Origin of the sequence: Enterococcus malodoratus, assembly GCF_027659535.1 — a bacterium.
Taxonomy (GTDB): domain Bacteria; phylum Bacillota; class Bacilli; order Lactobacillales; family Enterococcaceae; genus Enterococcus_A; species Enterococcus_A malodoratus.
The window spans coordinates 167655-193980 of the sequence record NZ_JAQDPG010000006.1 but is presented as its reverse complement, the minus strand read 5'-3'; the positions used below and the strand labels follow the sequence as shown (position 1 = coordinate 193980).

The following is a 26326-nucleotide window of genomic DNA, read 5'->3' as shown; positions in this document are numbered from 1 at the left end:
ATGAACGTACTGATCATTGGCGCAGGCGGACAAATTCCAGAGGTGTTGATTCCGCTATTACAAGAGCAATCGGATCTGAAACTGACACTCTTCGGTCGGAACGCCGACAGCTTACCCTATGAAAATGTAACGAAGGTGACTGGCGATGCCGGAAATTTAGCCAATTTAGTAAAAGCAATGGCGCATCAAGACGTTGTTTACATGAATTTTGATAATAAAAAGATTACCGAAGTTGTGATAGAGGCGATGCACAAAACGGGTGTGAAGCGCATTATCCAAGCAGGTGTGTTAAGTGTCTACGGCGAAGTCGCTGAACCTTTCGCCGCTTGGAATAGTCGAATGATGGGCGGAAGCATCGCTCATAATCGCGGGATTGAAGCTCTAGAAGCAAGTGATCTGGCGTACACCTATATGCGGATGACTTGGTTATACAACGGCACCCGAAGTGATTATGTCGCAAGTCCAAAAGGTGAACCCTTTTTAGGTGCTCAGATTACGAGACGGGCGATCGCACAATTTGTCGTGGATAATATCACTGGCAAACGGAATGATCTCAAAGCCAGCATTGGTTTATGGGAACCCGGATCAGAAAACAAAGCAAAACCAGATTTTTATTGATTTCTCTGATGGATGTTGGCTGATGAATGACTAGGCTGTGGCATAGCAGTTCTTTGCGCTGTGCTATGGCCTTTTTTGTGAACGGAAGGGACTCTGAAAGCGGGGAAATACATACGATTAACAAGAAACGCATCTTGATATTACTAGCGATCGCGGCAGCCGTTGGCGGGATTTTTATCAGCCAATCAAGGGGAGAAAAGGAAGCGTTAGACATGAAAAAAACAAAAACATTGATCGTGTACTATTCACGAACTGGAAACACTAAAGTCGTCGCGGAATTGATCCAAGCCAAAGTAGGCGGTGATTTAGCACAGATCGAAACGAAACAGGAGCGGCCTTCAAACTACCGACAAGAAGTCGCGCAGAATGAACGAGAACAAAATGAAGCTGTACTGCCAGAGCTAAAGACAGCTATTCCTGATTTTGAAAGCTATGATCGGATCTTCATTGGCGTTCCTACTTGGAATATGGCGTTGCCGCAAGCAGTGGTCACCTTCATGGATCGCCATGATTTTACTGGGAAAACAGTGATCCCGTTTAACACCAATGGCGGTTATGGCGCAGGATCAAGTTTTGAACAGATCAGGACTGGCGTTAAGGGAGCGAGAACCCTTGAAGGTTTTTCAGTGGAAGGCGGCAGAGAAACGGATGGCGTCTTGCTGGATATTGAAGGGCAAAGAAAAACAGAAGTCTCGCGGGAAATAGCTGCATGGTTAAAAAAAATCGGACAATGAACGAAATAGAAAGAAGTTAAACAATTTGAATAAACAGAAATTTGGTATGATCTTACCGATCACATTGCTCGCGTATTTTTTGATATTAATGGATAACTCGATTATTTTTACGAGCTCCGTACAGATTGGAGAGAGTTTAGGGCTATCTGCCGCCGCGCTTTCGTGGGTATCTAGTGCCTACACGCTGACATTTGGCGGCTTTTTACTTTTAAGCGGGCGCCTCTCAGATTTATTAGGGAGAAAACGCATCTTTTTAGTGGGACTGATTATTTTTGGGGTCAGCTCATTGATCATCGGATTGTCTCAAACACCGGAGATGGTCATCGCGATGCGGGCTGTGCAAGGGATCGGCAGCTCCATTATTGCGCCAACGACCTTAGCCTTGATCATGGATGCTTATAAAAATAATATGCGGCAACGGGCCATTTCGTACTATGGCGCAACGGCTGGGATCGGTTCGAGTGTGGGCTTATTAGTAGGCGGTGGCTTGACGAGTCTCATTTCTTGGCGAGCAGGTTTTCTGATTAATGTACCTTTTACGTTGATCTTGTTCTTCCTAACTTTACGATTTGTGGAGAACTCTGAAAGGAAAAAAGAAACGATCGATTACCTCGGAAGTCTTCTATCAATCGTAGGCTTGATTGGAGTTATCTATGGTTTCACTGAAGGAAAGGGGCTATTCGTCCTTGCGGGGATCATTATTCTAGGACTGTTCATTATGCATGAACGAAGCACGTCTTTCCCGCTTTTGCCTTTATCACTATTTAAAAATAGAATACGCTCCGGCGCATATGTGGCGCGCCTTTTATTCATGATGGCGATGCTGCCGTTTTGGTTCTTTTTACCGCAGATGATGCAGAGTCAGTACGGCTTTTCTGCCTTACAATCTGGGATGGCTTTCTTGCCGCTTACGATCGTGAACTTTATCGTAGCGATGCAGCTGCCGCGATTAACGGCTCGATTTGGCAATAATAAGATTTTATTGGTTGGGGAGATTATTTTGGCGGCAGGTTTAATCCTGCTTGCATTTTCAAACACAGCAAATGGCTATTGGGGCGCCATTCTTATTCCGATGCTGATACTTGGTTTAGGTCAGGGCTTGATTTTGGCACCAGTTACCTCAGCGGGTGTCCATGAAGCGCCGCCCGAACTGGCGGGTATCGCCAGCGGTGTGACCAATACGATGCATCAAATAGGCGGACCAATCGGTTTGTCCTTGATCGTCTCAATTACGAACAACTTTCAAACGGAGATTTGGCTGATGGCACTATTCACCGTCATCTCAGTCGTGGTAGTCGCTGTATTTGTTCGTTCGAATAATGGATAAAAGAGACACAAAAAACCAGCTAGATAATCGCTCTAGCTGGTTTTTGCGTATTAATTATTATTAACGATTTTTTGAATTTCTTCTGCAAGCTGACGGATCACATTCGGCGCACTTTTACGGAAGTCTTCGATGAATGACCCCGACAAGCTGCTGACGGTACCGACCTCTTTGTTCATGATGTCAAAAACAGCGAGGGTCTGATCTTCCGGCTGCCATTTTAGTTTCCAATAGGGTCCTTCTAGGTCGCCATCAAGGATTTGCTGCCCATTATCCAGCACAGCTTGGCGAATCACTTCTTCTTCGGTAATGTCTTTGCCTTCGCCTCTTAGATAGTTCAACTTTTGTTCGATTTCATACATATTTTCGGGAACTAATGAATACATTTTTTATGGTCTCCCTTTCTCACACTTTCGCGAGGGTTTATTTTCTTCAGTTATACTCAAATTCCCGCGAATCTGCAAAGAAAAACCCTTATACCAAAGTTTGGTATAAGGGTCTGAACGTTCTATTCTCTCCAATATTCCGGCTGCATAAAGGCATCGCAGCAACGCACTGTTCCAGCATACTGATCAATTGGAAAATCAGAGTCTAAAGCTTGAACCATCCACGCATCTTCTTTTCCTTTTTCAACAGGGTAGGGAGCTTGGAAGCCCAGCGGCAAAGCGGGTTTGAAACCATGCTTCGGATAATAGTCGATATGTCCTAAGACAAAGACTAGCTCAACCTATTTAGCTTTCAACAGACGCAGGCCTTCTCTGATCAGCAGACCGCCAATTCCTTGTTTCTGATAATCCGGTACAACGGCTAATGGACCAAGGATCATGACGGAAAGCTGTTCTTGATTCACAATCACGGCTTTCGTAAAAAGGATGTGACCGACCGCTTTATCTTCAGAGTAGGCTAAAAGAGACAGCAGTGGTTTTGCGCTGGAATCCGCTAGTAGCTTCTCAGTCAGATCCGCCTCGTCCAATTCTCCAAAGGCACGCTTTTCGACTTGATAGATGGTTTCGTTATCTTCCGACGTTGTTTCTCGAATAGTAATGTTCATTGTTTTGCTCTCCTTATTAAATGAATTTTTTCATCTGAGTTAAGAGCAAATCACCAGTAATAAACACAAGTTAGTCAAACAAGAACCTCCTTTGCTTTGATACCTTCATTTTAGAAGAAGCAGCAAGTAAGAACAAGGGATAATCCAAACTCGAAATTTAGGTGCATGAAGCTAATCATGGGAATCTTTGAGCTTTTTGATTTCCTCAATAGGCAAGTCAGTAGCCTTGGCTATTTGTTCTATAGGAAAATTCATGTTAATTAAGTTAAGCGCTACTTCAAAATGGCCTTTCTCAATTCCTTCCATCCGAGCGGTGGAGATCACGGCATCATTAATGGCTTTTGATTTATCGATTTTCATGATCATTTCTTTTTCCTCCGTTCCAAGAGTGTAATAATCGACTTTGTGTTTGGCTTCTTTAATATAGTCAGGGGCATGATCGTGAACGTTACCAGTCTTTAAGAAGTACTGCCAGTGATAGATAGCACTTTGCTTTTCTCTATTTTTATTTTTTAAGCTGAAGAAGCATAGGATCAGCAGCTCCTTTTTATTGGTTCCAAGAAATGATTGATGAGCCTGGTCATTCAATAAACGAAAAATTTGTAAGGCATCTTGCTTCTGATCGAATAAATGGAAATCTACGATATTGATTCCATAGGCCGGGCGCAAGGCGGAAAAATTATTGTCTCGGATGAAGTCATTTGTTTCGAGATTGCCAAAGGGACTGCAAAAAGCTTCGGCCAAGTAAAAGAGCGAGCGTTCACAGAAATAAGCGTGCGGCTGAATCTGGCACTCGATTGTCGCATGGCTGCCGTCTTCTCCAGTGGCTAGAATATCCACTTCTGTTCTCATTAGGTCCATTTCTTCAAACGATTTTTTATAAATGTCAATATGATACGTTTCTTTTGGCGTAAGTGTCTGGAACTCGATGCCCAGCAGGTCTTTGACGAAAGCTTTTAGGATATGCGGGGAATCTTCAGAGGTCAGCATCTTCTTGAATAATAGATCATTCGTAGGTAAATATGTTTGCATTCTTTCACACCTTTCAGCTAGAAAACTTACATGCTGAATGGTTTTTCTCGCCTCAATTATAGCATGGCCTATCAGCAGTGTTCAAAGTTCTTTCACTCTAAGATACGTAAAAGAACCCACTTGAAGTGCAACAGGGTTTATAAATTTGAGCAGAGACAATCTAAGGGAGAGGAAGATTGTCGCACCGTAAATGTAGCAGGTCCCTTCAGCCCCATTACCAAAAAAATCTTGACTCTTCCTTTGGGTAAGAGTTCATAATAACAGTAGGTCATGGGAAGAGGAGATGAAGGATGAATAATTTAGTGAAGATCAGGGACGTTTCCAGTAAGTACAATATCACAGCACGGGCGTTGCGCTATTATGAGGACATGGGTTTACTGAACAGTACTCGCAGCGAAGGATCGGCGTATAGAATGTACGACGAAAGTGCGGTTAGGCGAATCGAGCAAATTCTTATTTTGCGAAAATTGAATATCAGTATCAAGGATATTCAGCGGATTTTTAAGGCATCTGGATCTGATGTTGTTTTAGAAGTATTAGGAAAAAAAGTAGAGAATATCGATGATGAGGTATCTTTACTGAATGAATTGAAAACGATTGTGCTTGATTTTATCGAGGAAATAGAACGAATGAATTTTTCTGATAATGCGGATATCAAGCAATTGTATGACAAGGCAAAAGATATAGAGACACAAATCGTCAATGTAGACTATATTGGAAAACCGGCGAATATCAATCGCTTGATTGAAATTACGGATAAGTTGGATAAAAAAGTTCCAGACGTGATGGTTATAAGAATTCCTCCGTTTAGAGCGGTAACATCGGGAAAACAAACGTTTGAAGACATCTTTAAAAAGGGCGGTTATATGTTCCAGCTATGGCAGCATTTTCCTTTATACCGTCCGGTGATCTTTGATTGTTTAGATTTTATGCTGCTAAATGAAGACAAGGCTACTATGATCTGCGCAGTCAAAGACGGGGTCAGCGAAGCAGATGTACATCCGCTCAAACTAATCGATTTTTCTGGCGGCTTGTATGCGATGGCAGTCAGCATTGATGAAGACGACGAGAGTATCCAAAAAGTTCAGGACAAAATCTTTCAATGGGTCGAAAGTACAAACTTCGAGGTTGATACGACGCGCAGCTTTATGTTCAACATGCCTTATTTAGATGAGGAAAATAAGTATCAGCAGGATATCGAAAAGGGACTCGGCTATAGACAAATGCAACGGTATGTCCCGATAAAATTGAAAGAAGAATTGTAGAAAAACTAATCATAGATAATCAACACCTGCGGGACAGAAGCCGCAGGTGTTTTTGTATGGTTCGAGGCAAAGTGAAAAAAGTGTGATGAAATCCCTTGCATTGCAATGGGTTTCATAAATTAGACTAGAAGTAACAGGAAGACAAAAGGAGGGTTTCAGATGAATTCAGTAGTAGAAATCACGGACATGTTGGGCATTGATTATTATTATGTTTCAGTAGCGATTGTGGGAAATACGCTGCTGCTGGAAAAGCCAAAGGGAATGGTTGCTAAGAACATCGAACGGCGGATCAATTTGTCCGAGATTGACGATGCTTGTGTCATGCAGGAGAAGGGCGTCAGCAAGTTTGCCATTTTTTATGATCGAAACTGGTATACGTTTATTGATTATGGGAACCATGTCGTGTCTTATTTAAAAGAGGCACTGGTTTTCAGCTAGGAAAGTAGGGATAGGGAGTGAATGCTTCGACGATGAAGAAAAAAATGGTTGTTTTTGATATTGATGGTACACTGTTAGGGAGTAAGAAGAACGTCCCTTTCTCCACACTTGAAGCATTGACGCGATTGAAGCAGCAAGGGCATACCTTGTTTGTAGCGACAGGCAGAAGTTTATTGTACGCAAAGCCGATTATTCAGCTGCTGGGTTTTCAAAATTATATCGTCTGCAACGGTGCGATTGGATTCATTGAACATAAACAGATCATCGGCAGCGAATTAGCCGCCGATGATCTGTTTAGCCTATTGGACAAGTTCTCTCAGCTGGAAGTAGACTCGGTCATTGTTACCTTGAATCAATTGCATCGTGTGTCTAGTTTTGATTTGAGAAAAATGCGTGAGGCTATGAGCTATGTCGGCGGATCATTGCCACCTCTGCACGACAAAAAAGAAGAACTTGTTTATCAGGTCCTGGCCTTTTATGATCACACAGTTGATCAGAAGATCGAACCGCATTTTTCTAAGTTTGATTTTGTTCGCTGGCATGAAGCAGGGGTGGATATCATTCCGACTGGCGGGTCAAAGGCAGCGACTATCTTGGAGTTAGCTGAACAGATGGGGTTTGTAAAAGAAGATATTGTCTCTTTTGGTGATGGCTTGAATGATCGGGAAATGCTGCAAGCTTCAGGAATCGGTGTGGCGATGGGCAATGCTTCGCAGGAGGTAAAGGGATGTGCGGATATGGTCACGGATACGAACGATGATGACGGTATTTTTAACGCGCTGAAAAGACTATCACTTATTTGATAAGGAGTTTGTTTATGGTAACGATCAATGAATTGGCCAAGCTTTCAGGATATTCGACCACGATGATTTCCCGTGTCGTCAATAATTATCCCTATGTGGATGAGGAAAAAAGACAGGAAATTTTGAAGCTGATCAAAGAGCTGAATTATCGTCCGAATTCGATCGCTAGAAATTTAAGCATCGGGAAGACCTACAATATCGGGGTGATCATTCCATCCCTCCAGCGGCCGTACTTTGAACAGTTAGTTAGCGGCATAGCCGAAGAAGCCTTTAAACACAATTATAAGGTCACGCTTTTGCCTACGAACTATGATCGGGAAACAGAACTGAGCTACTTGGAGGATTTCTCTACCAAACAATACGATGGCCTCTTTATTACTTCAAAGGTAAATAGTCTACAGAAGATACTTGAATACCAGCAATACGGACCATTGATCTTTTGTGAATCGGTCCCGGATGAAGAGGTAGCGAGTGTTTCGATTGATCGAGAGCAAGCCTTCATGGATGCGATGGCCTATTTCTTTGAACACAACATCAAAAAGATCGGGATGACCGTAGGCAGAAACGAACGCTACAGCAATAGTACGAAGATCTTTTTACAGTTAGCGAAGGCCAATTTCGACTCCTTCGATGAATCAAGTGTCGTGCGCAACTGTCGGACCTATGAAGATGGCTATCGAGCCGGTCAATTCTTCTATGAGAACAATCAAGTAGACGGCATCCTCACAAACGGCGATGAAGTCAGCGCGGGCATCTATGATTTTTACCGCGGCAAAAAGACCCCGCTGATTATTGGGCAGGACAATCTACTAGCCAGCAAGCTTCTGAACCTCTCAACGATTGATTATCATCTGTCGAAGAGCGGTCGTGAAGCCTTTCGGCAATTTATCGAAAATAGAAAAGACAAGATCATGATCGAACCTACCTTAATAAAACGATAAGCTGAGAAATAGAAAAGAGGGCAGATGCTCTCTTTTTTGTTCACATTCTATATGTAAGCACCTGCGGCGAAAATGGCCGCAGGTGTATTTACGTTTCAGTCGTCACGGATCATGCCCGCTCAACCAGTGGTTGACGAGGGCAATGATCAGCCCCACAAAGAGTGGCGCGAGGACATATCGTATGAGCTCACTCAAGTTTTCATCACCTCCTCTCCAATCAATCTGGAGGGTGACGACGTGAGCGGGTACCTACGCGCAGTTCGTTAGAGAAAGGCAGAATTTAGCTGTGGAAATCATGGGGAAACCACGCTTTATGAGCCAATATCCGGGTCGTCCTTATTCCGATTTTTATTTCTGCGAAACCAATTGAGCAGACTGGTTTTTGTTCTCACCGATTCTTGGGATTGCTGCGGTGGCGGTTGATCTGAAGGGCTTTCAGCAGAATTTTCTTCAATATTTATCGTGCGTATTTCTCCGATTTGTGTCGCATTTTTTGTTAATAAATGGGAGCTAATTCTCGGTTCTGAAGAAGGCTCTTGAGTTATACCCACCTTATCCACAGGGGTCGCTTTGTAAAAATAGATTTCCCCAGACTTTTCCACATTATCCACAAGTTCTGTGTGTGGAAAAGGCGCCATTTTTGGTATAGCTGGTTTCTTGCTGATCGGTTGCTCCGCCTCATCATCAAAAATCGTTGTTTCAATGGTCGTTACAGTCTTGGCAGTAACCACAGAATCAAATAGTTTTACGCCATCTTTTTCAAAAATATCTAAGTTCGTCAGTAGTTCGCAAGCTTCTTTGATCTCTGGTCCTGACAAAGTAGTGTCCACATCTTTGTACGTCCAGTCATGATTTTTTCCTTCCCCGTTCAGGAAGGTCACGATTAAGTTTGCCATTGCCTATTCTCCTCTCTATCTTTCTTTGCGCAGGTCATTCGTATCTATCAAGGTTCGTTTGTTTCATCAGGACGGACAGCTGAGACTAAGGAACGGGCGATGGACATAACTTTCTCACCAAAACTTCTAACAGTGAATAATCGTAAACGCAGTGAACGCCATTCCGGTGCCATGAAGTAATCTTGGAAGTAGTAAAAGAACCGCTTCATAGTCCGGGTCGCTTTGGTATTCATGAACAGGTAGCGGACAAGATCCTTCAAAATGTGAGCAAACTCTTGCGCACCGAGCTGATATCTCACGCGTAACGTCAGGATATATTGGATCGTTAAACTGCTATTTTGCGTTTGGTTATAAAAATTGGTGATTCTTGTTTCTAAGGTCTTTGGTTTCAAATTAAACAATTGTCGGCACGACAAGAGCTGCTCATTCATAGATTTTCCTCCTCCTTTTAAGGAAGGAGCACGGCTGCTGCGCCGCGGCTCCTTAAATGCTGTTGATTAAAAAATGATTGTTTCCACAGTTTCGACATACTTGGCGCTGACGACTTCGTTAAAAAGCTTTTCGCCGTCCTTTTCAAATAGATGCAGCAGAGTGAATCTTTCTAAAATGCCGCGGATTTCTTCGGTTGATTTGCCTTCACCAGGATCAGCGTAGCTCCATGTTTGAGAGCGGCCAACGCTGGTTTTAAAGATCGCTACAATTTTCTTCACGTTTATTTCCTCCTTTTCTTTTCTAATTAGTTACTTGATTTCGTTACTCGCGATTGACTAGTGACGATCACGCCATCGAGCAAGGTACCGTCTTTGTCTAAATCCTTCATGATCTCACCTAATGTGATGATTTCATTTTCGTCAGGATCATCGACGATATTTTGGAAGGTGACTTTCTTTAATTTCTGTACGCCTAGTTGTGATAAATGGACTTGTAATTTGGTGCCTAATTTTTGAATCATTTTTCAACGCCTCCATATTTTGTATTTTTGTTCCGGCCGGTGACTAAAAGATAGCGGATTTAAAAAAATAAAGCGAACCGCAATTTCGATCTCAACGGTTCAATTTCGAATGTTTAGGGCTTAGAAACGTTGAGTTTTCGTTTTGAATGTTCGAAGTTGGACAGTCAAAATCGAAATTGGTCTTTGACTTGTCTCAGCGAAAAGAAGTATAGTGAAGGTTTTGCTTCTTAAAGGGGCTGAAGGATAGAAAAATAGCCGGATGAACGAGTCATCCAGCTATTTGTACGTTCTATTGCCAATTTTCCCAATGAAGATCTTGCGGATTTTTTTCTAATTTTTCGAAATAATGAAGAAAGCGTGCGCGTTGGTAGCGGCGATGAATCTCATATTTACAGGTGACAAACTTTTTAAGTAAGGGACGTTTGACCAGACTCCGTCCAAAGGAAGTGTTAGGAATCTTCAAGTAGTCCATCGGCCGACTAGAAAGATCAGAGGTATCTTGGCGAATCGCTGCCAAAACTCCACAAGCAATCTCAGACCGTAAAAGAGCATAGTAGCGTTGAACAGGCACCATCAGTTTTATCCCGTTCAACAATTGCGCATAATGAAGACCGCCCAATTCATAGATATTTTCTATTTTGAGGGGATTGATCCAGACGCTTTGTCTGACTCCTTCTAATGGACACAAGGTAAAATTCGGACAAGCCCAGGGGAATTTGTATCTCCCAAAGGCACCAATATCTTTAAGAACAGAAGACAGAACAGGGTACTCGGGAAGACAGTGAGCGAAAGAGAATTGCTTTAAAGCATTTAGAGCTGTTTCGTTTGTAGTATAAAAACCGCTGTCAGAAATGATCAGGACACCCGAGCGATCAGGCATGGGAACAATGCAGATAATCTCCTGAATCTCCAATGGATCATAAATATCCGTAACAGAAAGAAAAGCGTCCCACATCGGATTCCAACATCTGTAATCCAAAATATCCTCAATACTAATTTCATTCATTTTAACTCCTCCTCATAAAAGCGCTTAATTGTGGTTCTAAAACAACTATACGATAAAAAAATTTTTTGAGATGGTGTTATTTTTTATTTGAAAAAAAGAAAAACAAAAAAACGGCTTTTGCGAATTATTAAATAAAATAGGGAAATTAATCCTTATTTTTATTTATAAAAAATATGAAAACTATTTTCGACATGAAAAAAGGCATTTTCTCAACGTTTTAGAGAAAATGCCTTCATTTATTTAGGTGATATTTGATTGCTATGGATGTTATTTTCATTTAAATTATTACATAGTCTGATTAAAACTAGGAATAAAATTCTTTCTAAAAAACAATTATCTAATAAAAAAATGAATTGATTTGTTTTTATTATATGATAACGCATAAGAATAATCAATATATAGTTTTAATTTATTAAAAAAAGACATTTTTAATATTCTATTAACAGAGAATAGCATTAAAAAGAAGTGGATTAGAGCTGAAATCGTTTAAAGTAACGAGATATTTACCGTCAATTAAGCCGTCAGGAGGAAGAAATTATGCGCAGAGGAGAAAACATTTACAAACGAAAGGATGGACGTTGGGAAGGTCGCTACAAAAAGGGCTATAAAACCAACGGACAGATCAAATATGGCTATGTCTATGGAAAAGCTTTTCAAGAGGTTCGAATCAAACTCTATTCATTGAAAGCCCACTATCACACACAGCAAGAAATCTACGGGGACGCCTGTATTCCTCTAGAGGAATGGGGAAAACTTTGGTTACAAGAAATACAAAAAGAGATAAAACCTTCTACGTATAGTTCCTACCAATATAAACTGTTTAACTACGTCTTTCCCTTTATTGGGCATTTCTATTTGAATGAGTTAAACGAAGAAATCGGAAAAAGAGTCGTTAAGGAATGGTTTGAACGAGGATTGCAGCTTTCTACGATGCAGGTAATTTTACGAGTCATGAACCAATGCCTAAGCTATGCGAAAGAAAAAAATAAGGTAAAGGAGAATCCCTTTTTAACAATTAAATTGCCGAAAGCAAGTAACAAGAAAATTCGCTCATTAACCAAAAAGGAACAATCCAACCTTGAGAAAATGGCATTAAAGGAGAAGAAAGATCACGGCTTACCAACTTATCTAGCATTGTATACAGGACTTAGGATCGGAGAAATCGCTGCTTTACAATGGAGCGATATTGATTTTGATCGTAACTTAATCCATGTGAATCGTACTTATCAGCGAATCGCATTAAGCCTGAAAGATCAAAAAACACAATTAGTCATTGGTTCTACCAAGACCGATTCCGGTACACGTTCAATTCCAATGAGTAAATCATTAAGACGAGAACTATTAAAACACCAACGACGAGCCAAAGGGAGATTTGTATTCTCCACAAACAATCATCCAATGGAACCACGGTTGTTAACCTATCATTTCCATCAATTACGAAAGAAATGCGGATTAGAGGAGATTCATTTCCATCAACTACGCCATACCTTTGCGACACGTTGTTTAGAAGTACAAAGCGATATCCTATCTGTTAGTGCAATGCTGGGACACGCTTCGACAAAGCTAACTCTAGATACCTATGCAGACTCAATGATGGAGCAACGGATAGAAGTTATTTACCGGATGGAGATCGCTAATAGACAACATAATTAAATAGCGAGCGTTTTTTTAAAAGAATTTCCCTTTATTGGCGTACTCCTTTTTGCTCTCCTGAAGTAAGCGCTTACTAAAAATTGTTAATTAATAATTTATTTTTTTTTCGAAAAATTATAAAAAAGAATTCGGTAAAATTCACAAACAAAGCCAAAAGCCGTCAGCTACCGTCAGTTACTATAGATAAACGTTGTTATAACAACGTTTATAGACTAAATCCTAGTTTTAATCAAAACTGGAAAAGAAATCTTGAATCAGCTTAAAATTTTACCTATTGTTCTTATTTTAGTATCAAATGTATCGTATGTACATTTTTGATATACAAAATTAAATTATTTTAAGGAGAGAAAGAGATGAATAAGAAGAAATTAGTAACAGGTTTGTTAAGTACGGCTTTTCTGGGTGGCATCTTGGTCACTACTGCATTACCGGCAGATGCGGCGACTTACGGTCAAAGTTCTACGGGGTCAATAAAATTTAAATCAGGAGGACTAGTAACTCCTCCGATTGGGCCACCAATCATTGATCCAGTTATTCCACCAGTAGGTGATTTTGGTTTGCTATATGTACCAAAAGAATTCAACTTCCAAGAAACAGCGGTACCAACGACTGTAGTTACTGCAACAACTGTCATCCCAATTGATACTAATTTGGAAGGCAATCCGGGTGTCCCTGCCCCGATACCTACAGGTAGTAATCCGACTACCAAACATTTTGCGGTTGGAGATGTTCGTGGGAAACGTGCTGCTGGGTGGAGATTGGAAGCGAAATTAACGGATGATTTAGCGGTTAGCGCGAGTAAAAAATTAGATGGGGCAACAATTACAATGACTCAAGGGATCAATAAGTTGACGCCCGCAACACCGCCAACGAATCCATGGACATCAACACCAACATCTCTTAGTTTTGATGCGCACACACCAGATAATATGACTACATCAGTAGAATTGAAAAAAGCAAGTACGTTAATTATGAGCGCCTCTGGAGAAACGAATCCTGGCGATGCGGATGGCCGTGGGGAGGGCTATTGGCAAGGAGAATTTACCACTATCAACTTAAATATCCCAGCAGGTCCAATGAACAAAGTAGTTGCTGATGAACAATATACAGGTACCGTGGACTGGACATTAACGGATTCAATTTAAAATAGATTAGACAGAAAAAATAGGTTGAAGATGAGCCAATTATTTTCAACCTATTTCTATTAAGAGGAGTACTGATGAAACAGACGAAAGTTATCTTATGTCTCTTGCTGGGTACATTGACCTTTTTCGGTGGAACCGCTTATGCCGAGAAGACGAGTGAAACGCAAGGAATGACTGAAAATGAGAAACGAGCAGGCTTTACCGTTCAGGCTGTTTTACCCGAAAACCAGATCAATGATCGAATCAGTTTCTATCATTTGGGTACGCGATCGGGATGATTTTGACAGAGGATGCGAATACGCCGATTTATGGAGAAACGGAGTTGAAATTGTCTTCATTAAAACCGGAAGTTGATTATGGCAGTAAGGTTCTTGAAGCTTTGATCCAAAATCCTCATCCTGAAGCGATGGAGAATTTAGAAGCGGAAGGGAAAATCACCAAAAAGGGCAGCGATAAGGTAATTGCGAAGCATGCCGTCAAGCCGGTCAAAATAGCACCGAACTCAATCTTTCCTTTTCAAATCGATTGGGGGATGCAAGAGGTCGCAGCAGGTGATTATACCTTCATTGGGAAAATCAAAGGGGAAACAAAAAGCTGGGATTTCAAAGAGGATTTCACCATCACCAGAGAAATGGCGAAGAAGATGAATAAACAAACAGCCTTTCGCGTGTTTATCCCTGAATGGTGGACGAAGACATTCTACGGCGTGCTGGCAGTGACTGTGATTCTGGTGCTGTTCTTAATGTTACGTCTCATCAAGCGAAAGAAAGCGAAGGAGGGAGACGAGTGAAGAAAAAAATCGGGTTTTATGTAGCCGCCGTGCTATTTTGCCTAAGTGTCAGTTGTGCGTCGGTATTAGCAGCAAGTCATGAAGGACAATCACCAGTTGGTGTCGGATTTTATGATCCCACTAGTACAAGCAGTTCGACCGAACCAACAACTACTACGACTACTTCAACCACTAGTTCAAGTAGCACCAGCCCTACAACAGATTCAAGCGCCACTGTCGAATCTAGCAGTAAAGGTCAAGTTTTGCCGGTAACAAATACTAGAGGTGGAAGCAGTGGCGGAGGCTATTGGGATTATATTACCGATACTGCCAGAAAAGTCTTACCGCAAACAGGAGAATTTATCAGTAAGAATATTGCTCTGATTGGTATGGGAATGGTTGTCCTTGTTTTCTTCTATTTGAGAAAGAATAGGAGGAAGAGGGTATGAGATTGTTAAAGAAGAATTTTACGAAGATTGGTTTTCTCATACTACTTTTAGGTAGCATGGGAATTTCACAAGAAGCGCAAGCGGCCCCACCTCCTGTAGATTTTAAGAAGGAGCTTGCCCTAGATTTTGATATGAGACTTCAAGATGGAACAGCTTATAACGACGCAATAGTATTAGTCGATATTGAGGATGAGACTTCTTATCCAACAAAAAAGAATACAGTTCGAGTTCAGGATATATCTGTTACGCCGTTAAATGGAAATTATCATCATAGTTATGGAATATTTGATATGGGAAATTGGTATGACTATCCCATTGTGGGTTGGAGTAATTTTTCCTATATTTACTATACGAACCTTCGAATTGTACCAAAAAAAAATATTAAATCTATCACGCTAGGGTCTGTAAAGACATTCCGTTCAATTGGCGACCAGTATGCTGGTACTTGGCAAAAAATAAATTCTGAAGATAAGGATTATCCATTATCAGATTCAAATAATAAATTTAATAATTTAGGAAATGGAACTTTTAGTTGGAAAGAATCAAATTATTTAACAGGATCTTGGAATAGACCAACTGTTGAGTTTGCTTCGATTCAAATGGGCGGAGGCACTCCTACCAGTTATGGAGCGTATCATACTACTTCGGTAAATAAAGCTGGAAAGAAGATTTATTTTGTCGCTATACCTTATGAAGTAAAAGAGAATTTTGTTGATGATTCTGGTGCAACTATTACGCCACCAGCAGGATTTACACAAGGGAAGCTTACCTATGCGAATGCCGAGCAATACACTCATACATTGAATTCGGTGCCGAATAGTTACACTACTGGTGGAAATACGTACTTGTTGAAAGGCTCCTACAAAGGGCCAACAAAACCAGGTACTTTAAGTCAAAGCAATCCACCAAGTATTACTGTGGATTATACAGATTCAGGTGTTCCTAATTTTGATCAAGAAGGGCAGATCACGGTTGTCTATGCTCTAAGTGTTAAGCTTATCGAAAAATACGTAGATGAATCAGGTATGCAGATCGATCCAGCTTGGGACTCGACTACTCCGCTTGACATAGAGAAGGATTCACAATTTACGATTCCACATACTATTGGCGATACAAAGGTTGATGCTGGAGGTAAATCTTGGGAATATATTGGGTGGAAGTATAATACTGACCCAGCGGGCACAAAGAGAACAACACCTACAACAGGAAACATATCTGGGAATGTAGGCATAGAATACATTTATAAATTGTCAAAAACGACTGCTAGTTTGGATTTAAAACCAACCCCTCAAATAGTTGATAACAATGACACTGTTTCTTGGTCATCACGTTTAGAAAATACTGGTGGAGCACCACTGAAAGACTTAGTTTTAAAAGCTACGTCTAACTGGTCCACTGGATTATCTAATCCTGTTCAAGTAACGGTTACACCAGCAGGTGGAAGCCCTCAGGATTTTACTGTTAATCCAGGAGATTGGGCATCAGGTGTGAACCTTTCTGGTATCACGATTCCTAATGGTGGTGTTAATAACTATGCGGATATTACTTTTACAACAACGGCTTCCGGCGCAGTGAATCAAGTGCTGCCAGCGGAAATTGAGGTGTCAGGAAATATTCCTACACCAGTGAAGGCAGATAACTTTGTCCGAATCGATGATCCTGATGAACCGAACTTGAAACCTGTGGGGACTGCTGGTTTGATTAATATTCCAGATTTCCGATTTGGTGAAGTCGAAGTGAAACCATTTGCTCAGACAAAAGGATTGGATGCGTCGGCGTATCGGTCTGGCTACCATCCGTACATTCGTTTCATGGATAATGAGAGTACCGGCGGATGGAGCTTATCAGCGAAGCTTGGTCAGTTCACCAGTGGAACAAAAACATTGCCAACAACGACTACGCTTAAGTTGAGAAATGGTGTATTGATGGATGTTCAAAATTATAACAAACATAACGAGTCTTTGAGCTATGTGGATTTAACGGGATCGATCAATATTCCATCCGATAGCAGCACAGTGGCGTTGACCAATAATACGAATCGAGGCGTTTATCATTTGGAATATGATATCGCTAATGTGGAGTTAGATTTGATGGCGCATTCTGGTATAGCTGGATTGTCTTATCAAGCAGATATGGATTGGACTTTGACCACTGCACCATAGGAAAGTGAGAGAGTAACTATGTACAATTATGTCTGGCTATCGGCGGGAATGGGCGTCATTGTTTTGTTCCTAGCAGTCTTTTTCTTAGTCAAAGATCTGGCTTTTTGTGAGCAGACAGGACAAAAGAAACTGACGTATCTACTAGCCAATTGGGGAATGTTTTTACTAGCCGTTGCTTGGGTCGTGATGAGTATTAGTCTTTACGTCATGATTCAGCAACAATTAACCAACTAACTACAAGACCGCTCGAGCGATCGGGCGGTTTATACATATCAATTTGTTGTCTTGGATTCCATAAAAAAGAGGTGGAAAATGAATCGAATCTTGATCTTAACGAAGAATATTTCGGTCGAAAGCTATTTGCAGGAACAGCTACAAAAATTGAATTACGAAGTGTTGGTGTCCGTTTCTATCTGGGAAAATTGGGAGAACTCGGGCAGAGTGGATCATTTCATGAAGTCGTTTCAATGGGTCTTCTTGAGTGAGACTATCTCAGATACTGAAGCGAAAGCATTTGGCGACCAATTCAGTACGGATTGTTTACTACGAATCGTGGGTGAAGAACCTACAGATGAGGCGTCAGCAGAATGGAGCAACTGGCATATCTTTGACTGGATTTTAGCCAGCACATCTTTAGAAAGGCTACGCGAAAAATTAATCCATAAGACGCTTTTAAACCAGATCGAGTTTAGTAATGGTCAGATGGTTCAGCCTTTTTATGGCGACCAACCATTGTCGGATTTTAAGAAGAAAGCTTTTCCGCTCTATTTTTCGGACATTCATTTCACCAAATTAGAAAAAGGCATTATTAATCGATTGATGGCGGCGGAAAACCTTTCATTAGCAAGAGATGAACTGTGCCACGGTTGGCGGTCGAAGAATCAAAATTCTAAACTGAGCCAACTATCCTCATCTGTGGCGAGAATTCGAAAGAAAGTGTCCGAGGCTTATGGAATAGAAGATGCGGTAATGACGCTTTGGGGTGAGGGTTATCAATTGAACGCTTACTTTTATCAATGCCTAATGAAAGGCGAGTTTCGGAATTACCCAAAGAGCATCAGTATTTAACTATGGAATGATAGAAAGAAGGAACCTGAATGAGTCAGATTTTACTATTAACCAAGAACACCTTAAATGAACAATCGTTTGAAAAAAGATTGAGGCAATTAGGGCATGAAGTATTCACGTCAACCACGATGATCGATGCGTGTCTATTTGAAACACCAAACAGCGACATGATAAAAGCCTTCCAGCATGTCATTTTAAGTGAAACGATCGCCAATGCGGAAGTGAAGGAACTCGTAAAAAAAATGACAGAGTACCCGCTCTCGATACTAAGAAAATCAGATGAATCCTTAGAAGAAGCACAGTTAGCGGAGTGGAAAGATCAAGGCATATGTTCAGAGGTTTTCGAAAATAAAAAACCTCAAATTACAGTTGAGATGATTGAAAAAAAAGAGATATATATCCAAAGCAAGTATTTAGATAAATATGTGAAGAAACAACTAGATATAAAGAATTTGCTTGAGAAAAACGAAAAATACAGTTTGATACATAAAGAAAAATCAATAAAATATGTATCAGTATTAGAGGCACTTCTAAATTGCAACACTAGCGCTCTGAAGAAATATCAAAATGCATTCGTAAAAAAAATAAGAATCCCGCTCTATATTTTCAGTGGCAGAATAATTCAAAATTATCAATTGGGTTTAGGGGTTGATGTAGAGGTCAATGATACTCAAGTCTATTTTAAAGTAGCGGATAAAGACACAGATATTTTTAATATATTAAGTATGGGACAATTGAATGGAGTTGTTCTATCATTATTACTAGCTATTCGAAAAGTCTATTCAAAAGAAAATCAGTTGGAGTTGATTTTAATAGATGATCCACTCCAGTCAATTGATGAACTAAGTGCTCATTCTTTCGCAGATATTCTTGCTGAAGAATTTTCAGATACACAATTAGTTTTATCTACGCATGAAGATGATAAAAGTAGACTAATTCAATACAAATACAAGCAGTTAGGAAAACGGACAAAAAATTACAATATGCAACTTGAGTATTTAAAATCTTAGGAGAAGCCTTACCTTTCTTTTTTCAGTAAAACGACTATTAGAAAAAAATAGGAATTCAATTTTCCATTTTTTCTCGTAATCGCGATATGTCGATCTATCTCTTATTCAAATGCCAAGGAGTCTTTCCTTTGACAGTGAATTTTATCTATGGTAATTTTTTTTAAACATTGTACTAGTTCTAAAATTTTTTGGAGGTATAGTCATGACATTCAGCAAACTATTTTCAACTGAATCTTGCTGTTATTGTATGGTGCTAAAAAGCAGCATACCGTTTTGTCATGTCTATTAACTGCCCAAATTTCGATTGTTTTTGATACCTGTATACCCTAGTTTTAGGGATTTTTGGTATTGATATAGCGGAATCTCAAGGTGCTGATTAATAGTCAGCGCCTTTTTTTGTTTTTCAAAATATAAATTCTTTCGTATGAGGAGCGTAACTATGATCATTGATTCTATTCAGGCGGCCATTGGGCATACACCGATGCTGCGTTTTACTCATCACCATTTTACGGAAATTCCCGAGGGTTCAGCGATTTACGCCAAGCTGGAATATTTGAATCCGGGAGGCAGTATCAAAGATCGTTTAGGAACTTACTTGATTAAGGAAGGGATGGCTCAGGGCAAGATCAAAGAGGGGACAACCATTATTGAACCGACTGCTGGCAATACAGGGATCGGTGTTGCTTTGGCCGCATTAGAAGCTGGGCTGTCGACTATTTTTGTGGTACCGGAAAAGTTTAGTTTGGAGAAGCAGGCATTGATGACAGCTCTAGGAGCGAAGATCGTACACACACCAACATCTGAGGGCATCAGCGGTGCGATTGCTGAGGCGAAAAGGCTTCATGCTGAAATTTCTGACAGCTATTTGCCTTTGCAGTTTGAAAATCCTGCCAATCCAGCGGCTTATTATCAGTCATTGGCACCTGAGTTAATGGAGGATCTTGGAGGAGATATCACAAGTTTTGTTGCAGGAATCGGCAGCGGCGGAACTTTCAGCGGTGTCGCTCGTTATCTGTTGGAACGTGATCCTTCTATTCGCTTGATTGGCGTGGAACCTGAAGGCTCGATCCTTAATGGTGGTGAGAGTCATGGTCATGAGATCGAAGGGATCGGTGTCGAGTTTATTCCCGCATTTCTTGAAGGCTTGCCGATTAGCGGATTCGCTACGATCAGTGATGGGGATGGATTTGCTATGACTCGGAAACTGGCTCGGGAACATGGGACTTTGATCGGCAGTTCGTCAGGCGCTGCGATGGTGGCCGCACTAGCGGAGGTTGTGAAGCTGCCGGTCGGAAGTCGGGTCGTAACGATTTTTCCCGATGCGGGTGATCGCTACTTATCAAAGGATATTTATTCGCGGGAAGAGTATTGAGCTGAGATTTAGAAGCGAATCAGCAAGTGTCGCTGTCTATTTTTCAGATTTGCTAAGTCATGGACATTATGACTTGGCAAAGAGCGAACTGTTCGGTGAACAGCAGGTTTGGGAGGTGTGAGTGTTTGACGGAAATGCCAGCTTTTATGACTGAAGTGGATAGCTAGAAAGAAAGGAACTATTCGCAGAGTGAATTTGCTTGGATTGATTATTGTTAGGAAGATATCCCTGATAACTGAGTTAATAGAATAGGTAGCGCGAAGGACTTTCAAATAAGGTATCACTAGATGAATGGCTTTGTTTGGATCGTGGACGCAAAAAATCTGGAGGTTGTATAGATGAAAATGAACGTTGAGAGTTTTAATTTGGACCACACGAAGGTGAAAGCACCTTATATTCGAGTAGCTGATAGAAAGACCGGGGCGAACGGAGACTTGATCGTGAAATACGATGTTCGCTTAAAGCAACCGAATCAAGCACATATGGAAATGGCACCGTTGCACTCTTTAGAACATTTAACGGCTGAATTGATCCGTAACCATGCGGATTATGTGGTGGACTGGTCGCCGATGGGCTGCCAAACAGGTTTTTACTTAACGGTTTTAAATCATGATAATATCGCTGAAATCATGGATGTGGTAGAGTTGACCATGAAAGATGTGTTGACCGCCACCGAGGTTCCCGCAAGTAATCCGATCCAATGCGGCTGGGCAGCGAGTCATACTTTAGAGGGCGCACAAGCATTGGCGGCAGAATTTTTAGCTGACCGCGATGAATGGAGTATTGTTTTTGCCGATTAAGAATCGAATGGATTGAGAGAGGGCTATTATGATTAAAGTAGTGTTCACGTATAAAACGAAAAAAGAAGATCTCGCTGAATTGATGGATAAGTTTGCTCAGTCAGCAAGCGAACCGGAATTTCAGTCAGAGGTTACCAATGATAAAATCGAGATGTTTCAAAGAATCGACGGCGAAGATGTATATATTGTTTTAGATATTTACTATCATTCCCGTGAGGATTATGAAGAAAGAACTAGGTTTGAGCGGAGTCTGGCGAAATGGAACGAGATTTGGTTCTCACCAGAGAATAAACACGAGGAAGTAAGCGTGGAAATTTTCGATGTACTATAGTTCTTGAACAGAAAATGATGAATAGAATGCAGGCTGACTTGTTTTTTTCAAGTTGGCTTTTTTTGTATTTCTTGATTTTGATGCAAAAAATCATCAACCAATAGGAGTTGTTTTTCGTTATTTAGATATAAAAAAGCGCATACGCAAAGCTGGCATTTTAGACAGATAAATCAGAAGCATTTCGTTTTGCGCGAAGGATAACCTATGTTATTATTCTCTCGTTTCAAAAATATGATCTACATTGGAGTGAGCAGTATGCTAAGCAATAAGACTATCGTTGTTACTGGAGGAACAAGTGGGATCGGGTATGATTCTGTTAAATTGTTTTTAGAAAATGGCGCGAATGTGGTCGTCATCGGACGCAGCGAAAAGAAACTTCAACAGTTGGTTGCTGATTTTCCGCAGTTTGCTAAACAAATTCAGACGGTACTTATGGATATGGAAAATACCGAAGAGCTTTTGACCATCGGAGATAAATTGGGTGAGCGGAACCTCACCATCGACGGCATCTTTGCGAATGCGGGTATTTACGAATCGCCTGAGCTTTCGGATGTTGAACCTGCTGATTTTGATAAATTATTTAATGTAAATATAAAAGCACCGTTCTTTCTAATTCAAAAATTGCTTCCGTTGATGAATCCTCGTAGTTCGATCGTGATGACTTCATCCGCCGCGCAAGCGCTGGGTCATCCCGGAACCCCATTATATCTAGCGACGAAAGCGGGAATCCGCAGTCTAGCCCGCAGTATCGGGGGAGAGAAGATCGTTTTGGACAAAGGTGTTCGGGTGAATACGCTAAGTCCGGGGGTTACACGGACATCGATGACATCTAACGTTGAGACGGGTGAAGTCGATGAAGGGTTAAAAGACATTATCACGAATAAGATTCCTCTAGGCCGTATCGGCGAGACGAATGAAATCGCTCAGGGAGCATTGTTCCTATTGAGTGACAATTCAAGCTACATTACAGGAACAGATCTAGTAATGGATGGCGGTCTATCTCAGATTTAGAAAATCATTCGTAAGACGCGTAGTGATTGGGCGGACCATTCCAATTGCTATGCGTCATTTTTATTTTGAAAGGAGGAACGCTGATGTCAAAATCGAGGGTAGAAGCATTTTATGATGCGTGTATCGCGATTGTCATGACACTGTTGGTTTTAGATTTAAATGCGCCAGCCAGCGGCAGTCTTCATGCGTTAGCGGGGATGGAAGACAAATTTTTCGTTTATACGGTCAGCTTCTTCATATTGGCTGTCACATGGGTCAGTCACCACCAGTTATTCAGGTTGGCAGAACATGTGGATTTTAAAGTCCTTTGGGCAAATGTCTTTATGATTTTTGGTATCACACTTAATCCCTTCGCTGCCTCTTGGTTAGGGGATCACTGGGGAGAACGATTTCCGTCTGTTTTTTTCGCTTTTGAGTTCTTTATTTTTAATTTTGGGTATTATTTAATCTTCATGTCCCTATTAAGTATCCATAGAGAAGGCACGCTCTTTTATTCCGTATGGGGAAAAGACAGAAAAATATATGCGGCATTGGCCGTCAATGTGTTGGTAATTATCGGGACCTTTTTCTTTCCGATCTTGTTCATCTACATTGGTTCCATCGTCCCTTTAATGTGGGTGCTGCCCAATAAAAAGGTCACAGAAGCAATGAAGGTAAAAAGAAAACTGACAGAGGAAAAGAGGATCAAAGAGCTTCTAGCGATTCAAAAAGAACTCTTAAGAGAACAAGAGATAAAATGATTTCTTGTTATACTAATCAAAACAGCAACAGCTTTTTAACCGCAAGTATCGCTGTTAAATCAACGATGCTTGTAAATCTAGCTTGTCTTTTTGACGGTGCTTTGGTACGTTGCTTGTAACTTATCTTTTCAACAAGTAGTTTTGATTTAGGGGGAATGTTCAATTGCTAGGAGAAAAATTAAAAGCCCAACGAATGTCATTAGGATTGACCCAACAGGAGGTCGCGGACCATCTGCACGTCTCACGACAGACGATCTCGAATTGGGAGGTAGGGAGAAATTTCCCGGATATTCCGATGATTCTTTCGATCAGCGATTACTACAACATTTCCTTGGACGATTTGTTGAAGGGAGATGAACGATTCATGGACAAGATGAAGAAGGATGCAGAACTTGTTAAACGAACCAACCGAAGAAAAATTTTTGATGGGGTGTTTATAGTCCTGCTTTCGCTGACGGTTCTGTTCGCTTTTATAGTGAGTCGGGCACCGGATTTACCGAATCAGAAGCTATGGGGGATGCTGATCGTAGGCATCGTGTTCAGCTTTTCGATCATACGCTTCTTTGTAGTCATCCCAAAAGATGATAAGGTCAGCGGAAAATATGCACCATTGATCATTCCGAAATCCTTTGGGGTCGGCTGGGCGATCAATCCCTATCATCCATTAGGAAAAGTCTTGCTGATTGGGATTTTTGTTGCCATCGAAGTACTGATTTTTCTTGGATAACATAAAAAGACTTTGCGAAGCCGCTTCAAAGCAAGTTTGCAAAGTCTTTTGTGTTTAACTTTCTGGATAAAGCTGGGCTTCGATCTCCGCCCGTTGATCAGCCAAGAATGGCGGCAGGGCAAAGCTTTCGCCTAAACTTTCTAAAGGTTCATCGATCGTAAAGCCGGGTGTAAGAGTGGCGAACTCCATCCGATTCCCGCCAGGTTCGCGAATGTAGAGACTCTTAAAGTAACCGCGCGAAACCAGCTTTTCGATGTTCCAACCTTGTTCTTTCGCTCTTTGATGCAGCTTTTCCAGCTCTGCATCATTATCAACAGCAAACGCAATGTGATCCACACTGCCTCGTCCCATCCGACTATCTTCCTCTGATTTCGTCGGCAAAATATCAAGAAAGTCCGTCGCATTCAATTGAATACGCTGATCCACCGTAGTCCAGCCGAGAAGTTTTTCAAAAAATTCACTGGTCGCAGCTGGATCGCCAACGTGGATCTGACTAGAGTTCAAGCCTAAAATCTGCTTCTCCGCTGGAATCTCATTTTTGATTTGCTGCTCCAATGGCAATGGCGGCAGATCCGTCTCAGTCAAAACAACTGATACTTGATCTGAATCATAGAAGCGCAACTGCCGATCATTCGTGGTATAAGAAATGTCATAGTGATCTAAGCGATCTTGCCAATAAGCCAAACTATCCTGCGGAAGCTTCAGACCGATCGTCGAGATAAACTGCTGGTTGTCATAGCGATTCCCTAAATAGGGCACCATAAAAAAAGTCACGACACTGCCTGGCGATCCCTGATAATCTCCATAATAGTAATGAAGCATCCGATGATTTTCTTGATTGACCGAATTCTTAACAAAACGCAGACCCAAAATCTCTGTATAAAAACGGACATTTTCATGCCGATCTTTGGTTAATAATGAAATGTGGTGAAATGCTGCCATGAGTGCACCTTCTTTTACTTACTTTTGATAAGTATAAGAGAGAATTGTTTTTTAGACAAGTTAAGTGACTTTTTCGAAAAATAGATTAAACAAGCGATAGCATTTAATCAGAATTCCAGTAAAAGATAAGCAGGGAATTTTACTTACAAATAGTAAGGTAATATAGTGAGATTAATTAATCGAGATCATTCAGGAGGTTTTACCATGACAGTTATTATTCCCGCATTTCAATTAAATGCCGCCGCTCACATTGGACAGGTAGCTTTGAAAGTAGCGAATTTAGAAAAGATGACCAATTTTTACCAAGAAGTGATTGGGTTACAAGTTTTAGAGCAAGGCGCAACCCAAAGTATTCTAGGTATTGGGGATACGGTATTATTGGAATTGAATAAAGTGCAGAATCCTTTACCTATAACACCAAAAACAGGGTTGTTTCATGTGGCTTTTCTGTTGCCTAGTCGAAAAGATTTAGGCAATGCGTTGCTCCATTATTTACAGGTTGAAGCTCCCTTGATCGGTGCCAGTGATCATGGATATAGCGAAGCGCTGTATTTAAATGATCCAGAAGGCAATGGCATCGAAGTATACCGTGATAAGCCCCAAAGTGAGTGGGACATCCGTGCAGATGGTGAGATCGTTGGCGTGACACTAGAGATGGATGCCGAGGCTGTGATCGCTGCTGGTGATGGCGTGTGGACTGGATTTCCGATGGGAACGACTGTTGGTCACGTCCACTTAAAAGTAGCTGATCTGATGCAAACAGAGGAATTTTTTACAGAAGTTTTAGGCCTGTCTTTGAAAAATAATTTTGGCGATCAAGCCAAATTTTTCGCCACCGGCGATTACCATCACCATATCGGGTCCAATGTCTGGTTAGGAAAAAATATTCCTGCGATGACAGAAAATGATTTAGGATTGGATTATTTCAGCTTCTCCGTACCAAATCAAGCAGAGCTGGACCGTCTAGAAAAGCATTGGGAAACACAGATAGATTACACCAAGGCCGAAGATGGCAGCTTGATAGTCGTTGATCCGAATGGGATTACGATGAAGTTTTTTAACTAATAACGAACCCCGCTAAGATTTT

At 41.1% G+C, this 26326-nt stretch carries 33 protein-coding genes; 23 read left to right on the top strand and 10 right to left on the bottom strand.

Translation table 11 applies throughout. The annotated features are described in order from the left end of the window. From PGP85_RS11700 to PGP85_RS11690, 3 genes are read left to right on the top strand one after another with little or no spacing between them, the layout of a single operon-like run. Complete coding sequence (locus PGP85_RS11700; protein ID WP_270327629.1) at positions 1–618, top strand: NAD(P)H-binding protein; 618 nt, start codon at positions 1–3, stop codon at positions 616–618. Between the two features lie 26 nt (positions 619–644). Beyond that, positions 645–1352, top strand: coding sequence for a flavodoxin family protein (locus tag PGP85_RS11695; RefSeq protein ID WP_270327628.1), 708 nt, complete (start codon positions 645–647; stop codon positions 1350–1352). A 25-nt stretch (positions 1353–1377) separates the two neighbouring features. Further along, a complete protein-coding gene (locus PGP85_RS11690; protein WP_270327627.1) occupies positions 1378–2679 on the top strand; it encodes an MFS transporter in 1302 nt (433 codons plus the stop codon). A gap of 50 nt (positions 2680–2729) precedes the next feature. Here the strand turns inward: PGP85_RS11690 and PGP85_RS11685 are convergent, their stop codons facing one another. The 3 genes from PGP85_RS11685 to PGP85_RS11675 all read right to left on the bottom strand — a co-directional run bounded on the left by PGP85_RS11685 (position 2730) and on the right by PGP85_RS11675 (position 4759). Then, positions 2730–3062 (bottom strand): hypothetical protein, encoded by a 333-nt coding sequence (locus tag PGP85_RS11685; protein WP_178981136.1) that lies wholly within the window; start codon positions 3060–3062, stop codon positions 2730–2732. A gap of 341 nt (positions 3063–3403) precedes the next feature. Beyond that, on the bottom strand, positions 3404–3727 hold the full coding sequence (locus PGP85_RS11680) for a GNAT family N-acetyltransferase (protein ID WP_270327623.1): 324 nt from the start codon (positions 3725–3727) through the stop codon (positions 3404–3406). 171 nt (positions 3728–3898) lie between these two features. Beyond that, on the bottom strand, positions 3899–4759 hold the full coding sequence (locus PGP85_RS11675) for an Rpn family recombination-promoting nuclease/putative transposase (RefSeq protein ID WP_270327622.1): 861 nt from the start codon (positions 4757–4759) through the stop codon (positions 3899–3901). 290 nt (positions 4760–5049) lie between these two features. Between PGP85_RS11675 and PGP85_RS11670 the strand changes: the two genes are divergently transcribed. The 4 genes from PGP85_RS11670 (at position 5050) to PGP85_RS11655 (ending at position 8206) form a co-directional block, all read left to right on the top strand. Further along, a complete protein-coding gene (locus tag PGP85_RS11670; protein ID WP_270327621.1) occupies positions 5050–6024 on the top strand; it encodes a MerR family transcriptional regulator in 975 nt (324 codons plus the stop codon). 159 nt (positions 6025–6183) lie between these two features. Further along, positions 6184–6462, top strand: coding sequence for a hypothetical protein (locus PGP85_RS11665; protein ID WP_270327620.1), 279 nt, complete (start codon positions 6184–6186; stop codon positions 6460–6462). Positions 6463–6494: 32 nt separating this feature from the next. After that, a complete protein-coding gene (locus PGP85_RS11660; protein ID WP_270327618.1) occupies positions 6495–7265 on the top strand; it encodes an HAD family hydrolase in 771 nt (256 codons plus the stop codon). 14 nt (positions 7266–7279) lie between these two features. After that, positions 7280–8206: a LacI family DNA-binding transcriptional regulator gene (locus PGP85_RS11655; protein WP_270327616.1), complete on the top strand. Its 927-nt coding sequence runs from the start codon at positions 7280–7282 to the stop codon at positions 8204–8206. A 102-nt stretch (positions 8207–8308) separates the two neighbouring features. Here PGP85_RS11655 and PGP85_RS11650 read toward each other — a convergent pair whose 3' ends face one another. From PGP85_RS11650 to PGP85_RS11625, 6 genes are all read right to left on the bottom strand, one after another. Then, positions 8309–8401: a type I toxin-antitoxin system Fst family toxin gene (locus PGP85_RS11650; protein ID WP_178981148.1), complete on the bottom strand. Its 93-nt coding sequence runs from the start codon at positions 8399–8401 to the stop codon at positions 8309–8311. Between the two features lie 116 nt (positions 8402–8517). Next, the gene (locus PGP85_RS11645) at positions 8518–9102 is read right to left on the bottom strand and encodes a DUF2922 family protein (RefSeq protein WP_270327610.1); all 585 of its coding nucleotides are present in this window, start codon (positions 9100–9102) and stop codon (positions 8518–8520) included. 47 nt (positions 9103–9149) lie between these two features. Then, positions 9150–9533 carry a hypothetical protein gene (locus PGP85_RS11640; protein ID WP_010741248.1) on the bottom strand — a complete coding sequence of 128 codons (384 nt, stop codon included), beginning with the start codon at positions 9531–9533 and terminating at the stop codon, positions 9150–9152. 66 nt (positions 9534–9599) lie between these two features. Then, the gene (locus PGP85_RS11635) at positions 9600–9812 is read right to left on the bottom strand and encodes a DUF2922 family protein (RefSeq protein WP_010741247.1); all 213 of its coding nucleotides are present in this window, start codon (positions 9810–9812) and stop codon (positions 9600–9602) included. A 26-nt stretch (positions 9813–9838) separates the two neighbouring features. Further along, positions 9839–10054, bottom strand: a complete 216-nt coding sequence (locus tag PGP85_RS11630) for a hypothetical protein (protein ID WP_010741246.1) — start codon at positions 10052–10054, stop codon at positions 9839–9841. Between the two features lie 289 nt (positions 10055–10343). Next, positions 10344–11060 carry a hypothetical protein gene (locus PGP85_RS11625; RefSeq protein ID WP_270327608.1) on the bottom strand — a complete coding sequence of 239 codons (717 nt, stop codon included), beginning with the start codon at positions 11058–11060 and terminating at the stop codon, positions 10344–10346. 537 nt (positions 11061–11597) lie between these two features. Here PGP85_RS11625 and PGP85_RS11620 point away from each other — a divergent pair. The 15 genes from PGP85_RS11620 to PGP85_RS11550 all read left to right on the top strand — a co-directional run bounded on the left by PGP85_RS11620 (position 11598) and on the right by PGP85_RS11550 (position 24297). Continuing rightward, complete coding sequence (locus tag PGP85_RS11620; protein WP_270327606.1) at positions 11598–12713, top strand: tyrosine-type recombinase/integrase; 1116 nt, start codon at positions 11598–11600, stop codon at positions 12711–12713. Positions 12714–13066: 353 nt separating this feature from the next. After that, positions 13067–13858 (top strand): WxL domain-containing protein, encoded by a 792-nt coding sequence (locus tag PGP85_RS11615; RefSeq protein ID WP_270327604.1) that lies wholly within the window; start codon positions 13067–13069, stop codon positions 13856–13858. A 74-nt stretch (positions 13859–13932) separates the two neighbouring features. Further along, complete coding sequence (locus tag PGP85_RS11610; RefSeq protein ID WP_270327601.1) at positions 13933–14136, top strand: hypothetical protein; 204 nt, start codon at positions 13933–13935, stop codon at positions 14134–14136. Further along, entirely contained in the window at positions 14133–14648 is a 516-nt protein-coding gene (locus tag PGP85_RS11605; RefSeq protein WP_270327598.1) for a DUF3324 domain-containing protein, read from the top strand. The genes PGP85_RS11610 and PGP85_RS11605 overlap by 4 nt, the downstream gene beginning before the upstream one ends. Next, positions 14645–15076: an LPXTG cell wall anchor domain-containing protein gene (locus tag PGP85_RS11600; protein ID WP_270327596.1), complete on the top strand. Its 432-nt coding sequence runs from the start codon at positions 14645–14647 to the stop codon at positions 15074–15076. Before PGP85_RS11605 ends, PGP85_RS11600 begins: the two co-directional genes overlap by 4 nt. Next, on the top strand, positions 15073–17238 hold the full coding sequence (locus PGP85_RS11595; RefSeq protein ID WP_270327594.1) for a WxL domain-containing protein: 2166 nt from the start codon (positions 15073–15075) through the stop codon (positions 17236–17238). Before PGP85_RS11600 ends, PGP85_RS11595 begins: the two co-directional genes overlap by 4 nt. A gap of 18 nt (positions 17239–17256) precedes the next feature. After that, on the top strand, positions 17257–17472 hold the full coding sequence (locus PGP85_RS11590; RefSeq protein WP_010741521.1) for a hypothetical protein: 216 nt from the start codon (positions 17257–17259) through the stop codon (positions 17470–17472). A 78-nt stretch (positions 17473–17550) separates the two neighbouring features. Beyond that, positions 17551–18306, top strand: coding sequence for a winged helix-turn-helix domain-containing protein (locus PGP85_RS11585; protein ID WP_270327592.1), 756 nt, complete (start codon positions 17551–17553; stop codon positions 18304–18306). Positions 18307–18335: 29 nt separating this feature from the next. Beyond that, positions 18336–19316 carry a hypothetical protein gene (locus PGP85_RS11580; RefSeq protein WP_270327589.1) on the top strand — a complete coding sequence of 327 codons (981 nt, stop codon included), beginning with the start codon at positions 18336–18338 and terminating at the stop codon, positions 19314–19316. Between the two features lie 439 nt (positions 19317–19755). After that, a complete protein-coding gene (locus PGP85_RS11575; RefSeq protein WP_270327587.1) occupies positions 19756–20688 on the top strand; it encodes a PLP-dependent cysteine synthase family protein in 933 nt (310 codons plus the stop codon). Between the two features lie 338 nt (positions 20689–21026). Continuing rightward, the gene (locus PGP85_RS11570; RefSeq protein ID WP_270327584.1) at positions 21027–21488 is read left to right on the top strand and encodes an S-ribosylhomocysteine lyase; all 462 of its coding nucleotides are present in this window, start codon (positions 21027–21029) and stop codon (positions 21486–21488) included. A 28-nt stretch (positions 21489–21516) separates the two neighbouring features. Then, positions 21517–21819, top strand: coding sequence for a hypothetical protein (locus PGP85_RS11565; protein WP_270327582.1), 303 nt, complete (start codon positions 21517–21519; stop codon positions 21817–21819). A gap of 255 nt (positions 21820–22074) precedes the next feature. Next, the gene (locus PGP85_RS11560; RefSeq protein WP_270327580.1) at positions 22075–22830 is read left to right on the top strand and encodes an SDR family NAD(P)-dependent oxidoreductase; all 756 of its coding nucleotides are present in this window, start codon (positions 22075–22077) and stop codon (positions 22828–22830) included. An 83-nt stretch (positions 22831–22913) separates the two neighbouring features. Beyond that, positions 22914–23570, top strand: coding sequence for a TMEM175 family protein (locus tag PGP85_RS11555; protein ID WP_270327579.1), 657 nt, complete (start codon positions 22914–22916; stop codon positions 23568–23570). Between the two features lie 163 nt (positions 23571–23733). Further along, positions 23734–24297: a helix-turn-helix domain-containing protein gene (locus PGP85_RS11550; RefSeq protein WP_270327578.1), complete on the top strand. Its 564-nt coding sequence runs from the start codon at positions 23734–23736 to the stop codon at positions 24295–24297. Positions 24298–24351: 54 nt separating this feature from the next. On the opposite strand, the gene PGP85_RS11545 is transcribed toward PGP85_RS11550, so the two are convergent. Next, positions 24352–25239 carry a VOC family protein gene (locus tag PGP85_RS11545; RefSeq protein WP_270327577.1) on the bottom strand — a complete coding sequence of 296 codons (888 nt, stop codon included), beginning with the start codon at positions 25237–25239 and terminating at the stop codon, positions 24352–24354. 204 nt (positions 25240–25443) lie between these two features. Between PGP85_RS11545 and PGP85_RS11540 the strand changes: the two genes are divergently transcribed. Further along, positions 25444–26304 carry a VOC family protein gene (locus PGP85_RS11540; protein ID WP_270327576.1) on the top strand — a complete coding sequence of 287 codons (861 nt, stop codon included), beginning with the start codon at positions 25444–25446 and terminating at the stop codon, positions 26302–26304. Positions 26305–26326 lie beyond the last annotated feature (22 nt).

Coding starts and splice junctions, on each gene's coding strand:
- PGP85_RS11680 (WP_270327623.1), bottom strand. CDS start 3,727: ATGAACATTACTATTCGAGAAACAACGTCGGAAGATAACGAAACCATC.
- PGP85_RS11620 (WP_270327606.1), top strand. CDS start 11,598: ATGCGCAGAGGAGAAAACATTTACAAACGAAAGGATGGACGTTGGGAA.
- PGP85_RS11570 (WP_270327584.1), top strand. CDS start 21,027: ATGAAAATGAACGTTGAGAGTTTTAATTTGGACCACACGAAGGTGAAA.
- PGP85_RS11670 (WP_270327621.1), top strand. CDS start 5,050: ATGAATAATTTAGTGAAGATCAGGGACGTTTCCAGTAAGTACAATATC.
- PGP85_RS11595 (WP_270327594.1), top strand. CDS start 15,073: ATGAGATTGTTAAAGAAGAATTTTACGAAGATTGGTTTTCTCATACTA.
- PGP85_RS11700 (WP_270327629.1), top strand. CDS start 1: ATGAACGTACTGATCATTGGCGCAGGCGGACAAATTCCAGAGGTGTTG.
- PGP85_RS11575 (WP_270327587.1), top strand. CDS start 19,756: ATGATCATTGATTCTATTCAGGCGGCCATTGGGCATACACCGATGCTG.
- PGP85_RS11540 (WP_270327576.1), top strand. CDS start 25,444: ATGACAGTTATTATTCCCGCATTTCAATTAAATGCCGCCGCTCACATT.
- PGP85_RS11665 (WP_270327620.1), top strand. CDS start 6,184: ATGAATTCAGTAGTAGAAATCACGGACATGTTGGGCATTGATTATTAT.
- PGP85_RS11625 (WP_270327608.1), bottom strand. CDS start 11,060: ATGAATGAAATTAGTATTGAGGATATTTTGGATTACAGATGTTGGAAT.
- PGP85_RS11675 (WP_270327622.1), bottom strand. CDS start 4,759: ATGCAAACATATTTACCTACGAATGATCTATTATTCAAGAAGATGCTG.
- PGP85_RS11545 (WP_270327577.1), bottom strand. CDS start 25,239: ATGGCAGCATTTCACCACATTTCATTATTAACCAAAGATCGGCATGAA.
- PGP85_RS11660 (WP_270327618.1), top strand. CDS start 6,495: ATGAAGAAAAAAATGGTTGTTTTTGATATTGATGGTACACTGTTAGGG.
- PGP85_RS11630 (WP_010741246.1), bottom strand. CDS start 10,054: ATGATTCAAAAATTAGGCACCAAATTACAAGTCCATTTATCACAACTA.
- PGP85_RS11610 (WP_270327601.1), top strand. CDS start 13,933: ATGAAACAGACGAAAGTTATCTTATGTCTCTTGCTGGGTACATTGACC.
- PGP85_RS11645 (WP_270327610.1), bottom strand. CDS start 9,102: ATGGCAAACTTAATCGTGACCTTCCTGAACGGGGAAGGAAAAAATCAT.
- PGP85_RS11655 (WP_270327616.1), top strand. CDS start 7,280: ATGGTAACGATCAATGAATTGGCCAAGCTTTCAGGATATTCGACCACG.
- PGP85_RS11580 (WP_270327589.1), top strand. CDS start 18,336: ATGAGTCAGATTTTACTATTAACCAAGAACACCTTAAATGAACAATCG.
- PGP85_RS11695 (WP_270327628.1), top strand. CDS start 645: ATGACTAGGCTGTGGCATAGCAGTTCTTTGCGCTGTGCTATGGCCTTT.
- PGP85_RS11615 (WP_270327604.1), top strand. CDS start 13,067: ATGAATAAGAAGAAATTAGTAACAGGTTTGTTAAGTACGGCTTTTCTG.
- PGP85_RS11640 (WP_010741248.1), bottom strand. CDS start 9,533: ATGAATGAGCAGCTCTTGTCGTGCCGACAATTGTTTAATTTGAAACCA.
- PGP85_RS11560 (WP_270327580.1), top strand. CDS start 22,075: ATGCTAAGCAATAAGACTATCGTTGTTACTGGAGGAACAAGTGGGATC.
- PGP85_RS11565 (WP_270327582.1), top strand. CDS start 21,517: ATGATTAAAGTAGTGTTCACGTATAAAACGAAAAAAGAAGATCTCGCT.
- PGP85_RS11685 (WP_178981136.1), bottom strand. CDS start 3,062: ATGTATTCATTAGTTCCCGAAAATATGTATGAAATCGAACAAAAGTTG.
- PGP85_RS11585 (WP_270327592.1), top strand. CDS start 17,551: ATGAATCGAATCTTGATCTTAACGAAGAATATTTCGGTCGAAAGCTAT.
- PGP85_RS11605 (WP_270327598.1), top strand. CDS start 14,133: ATGATTTTGACAGAGGATGCGAATACGCCGATTTATGGAGAAACGGAG.
- PGP85_RS11590 (WP_010741521.1), top strand. CDS start 17,257: ATGTACAATTATGTCTGGCTATCGGCGGGAATGGGCGTCATTGTTTTG.
- PGP85_RS11555 (WP_270327579.1), top strand. CDS start 22,914: ATGTCAAAATCGAGGGTAGAAGCATTTTATGATGCGTGTATCGCGATT.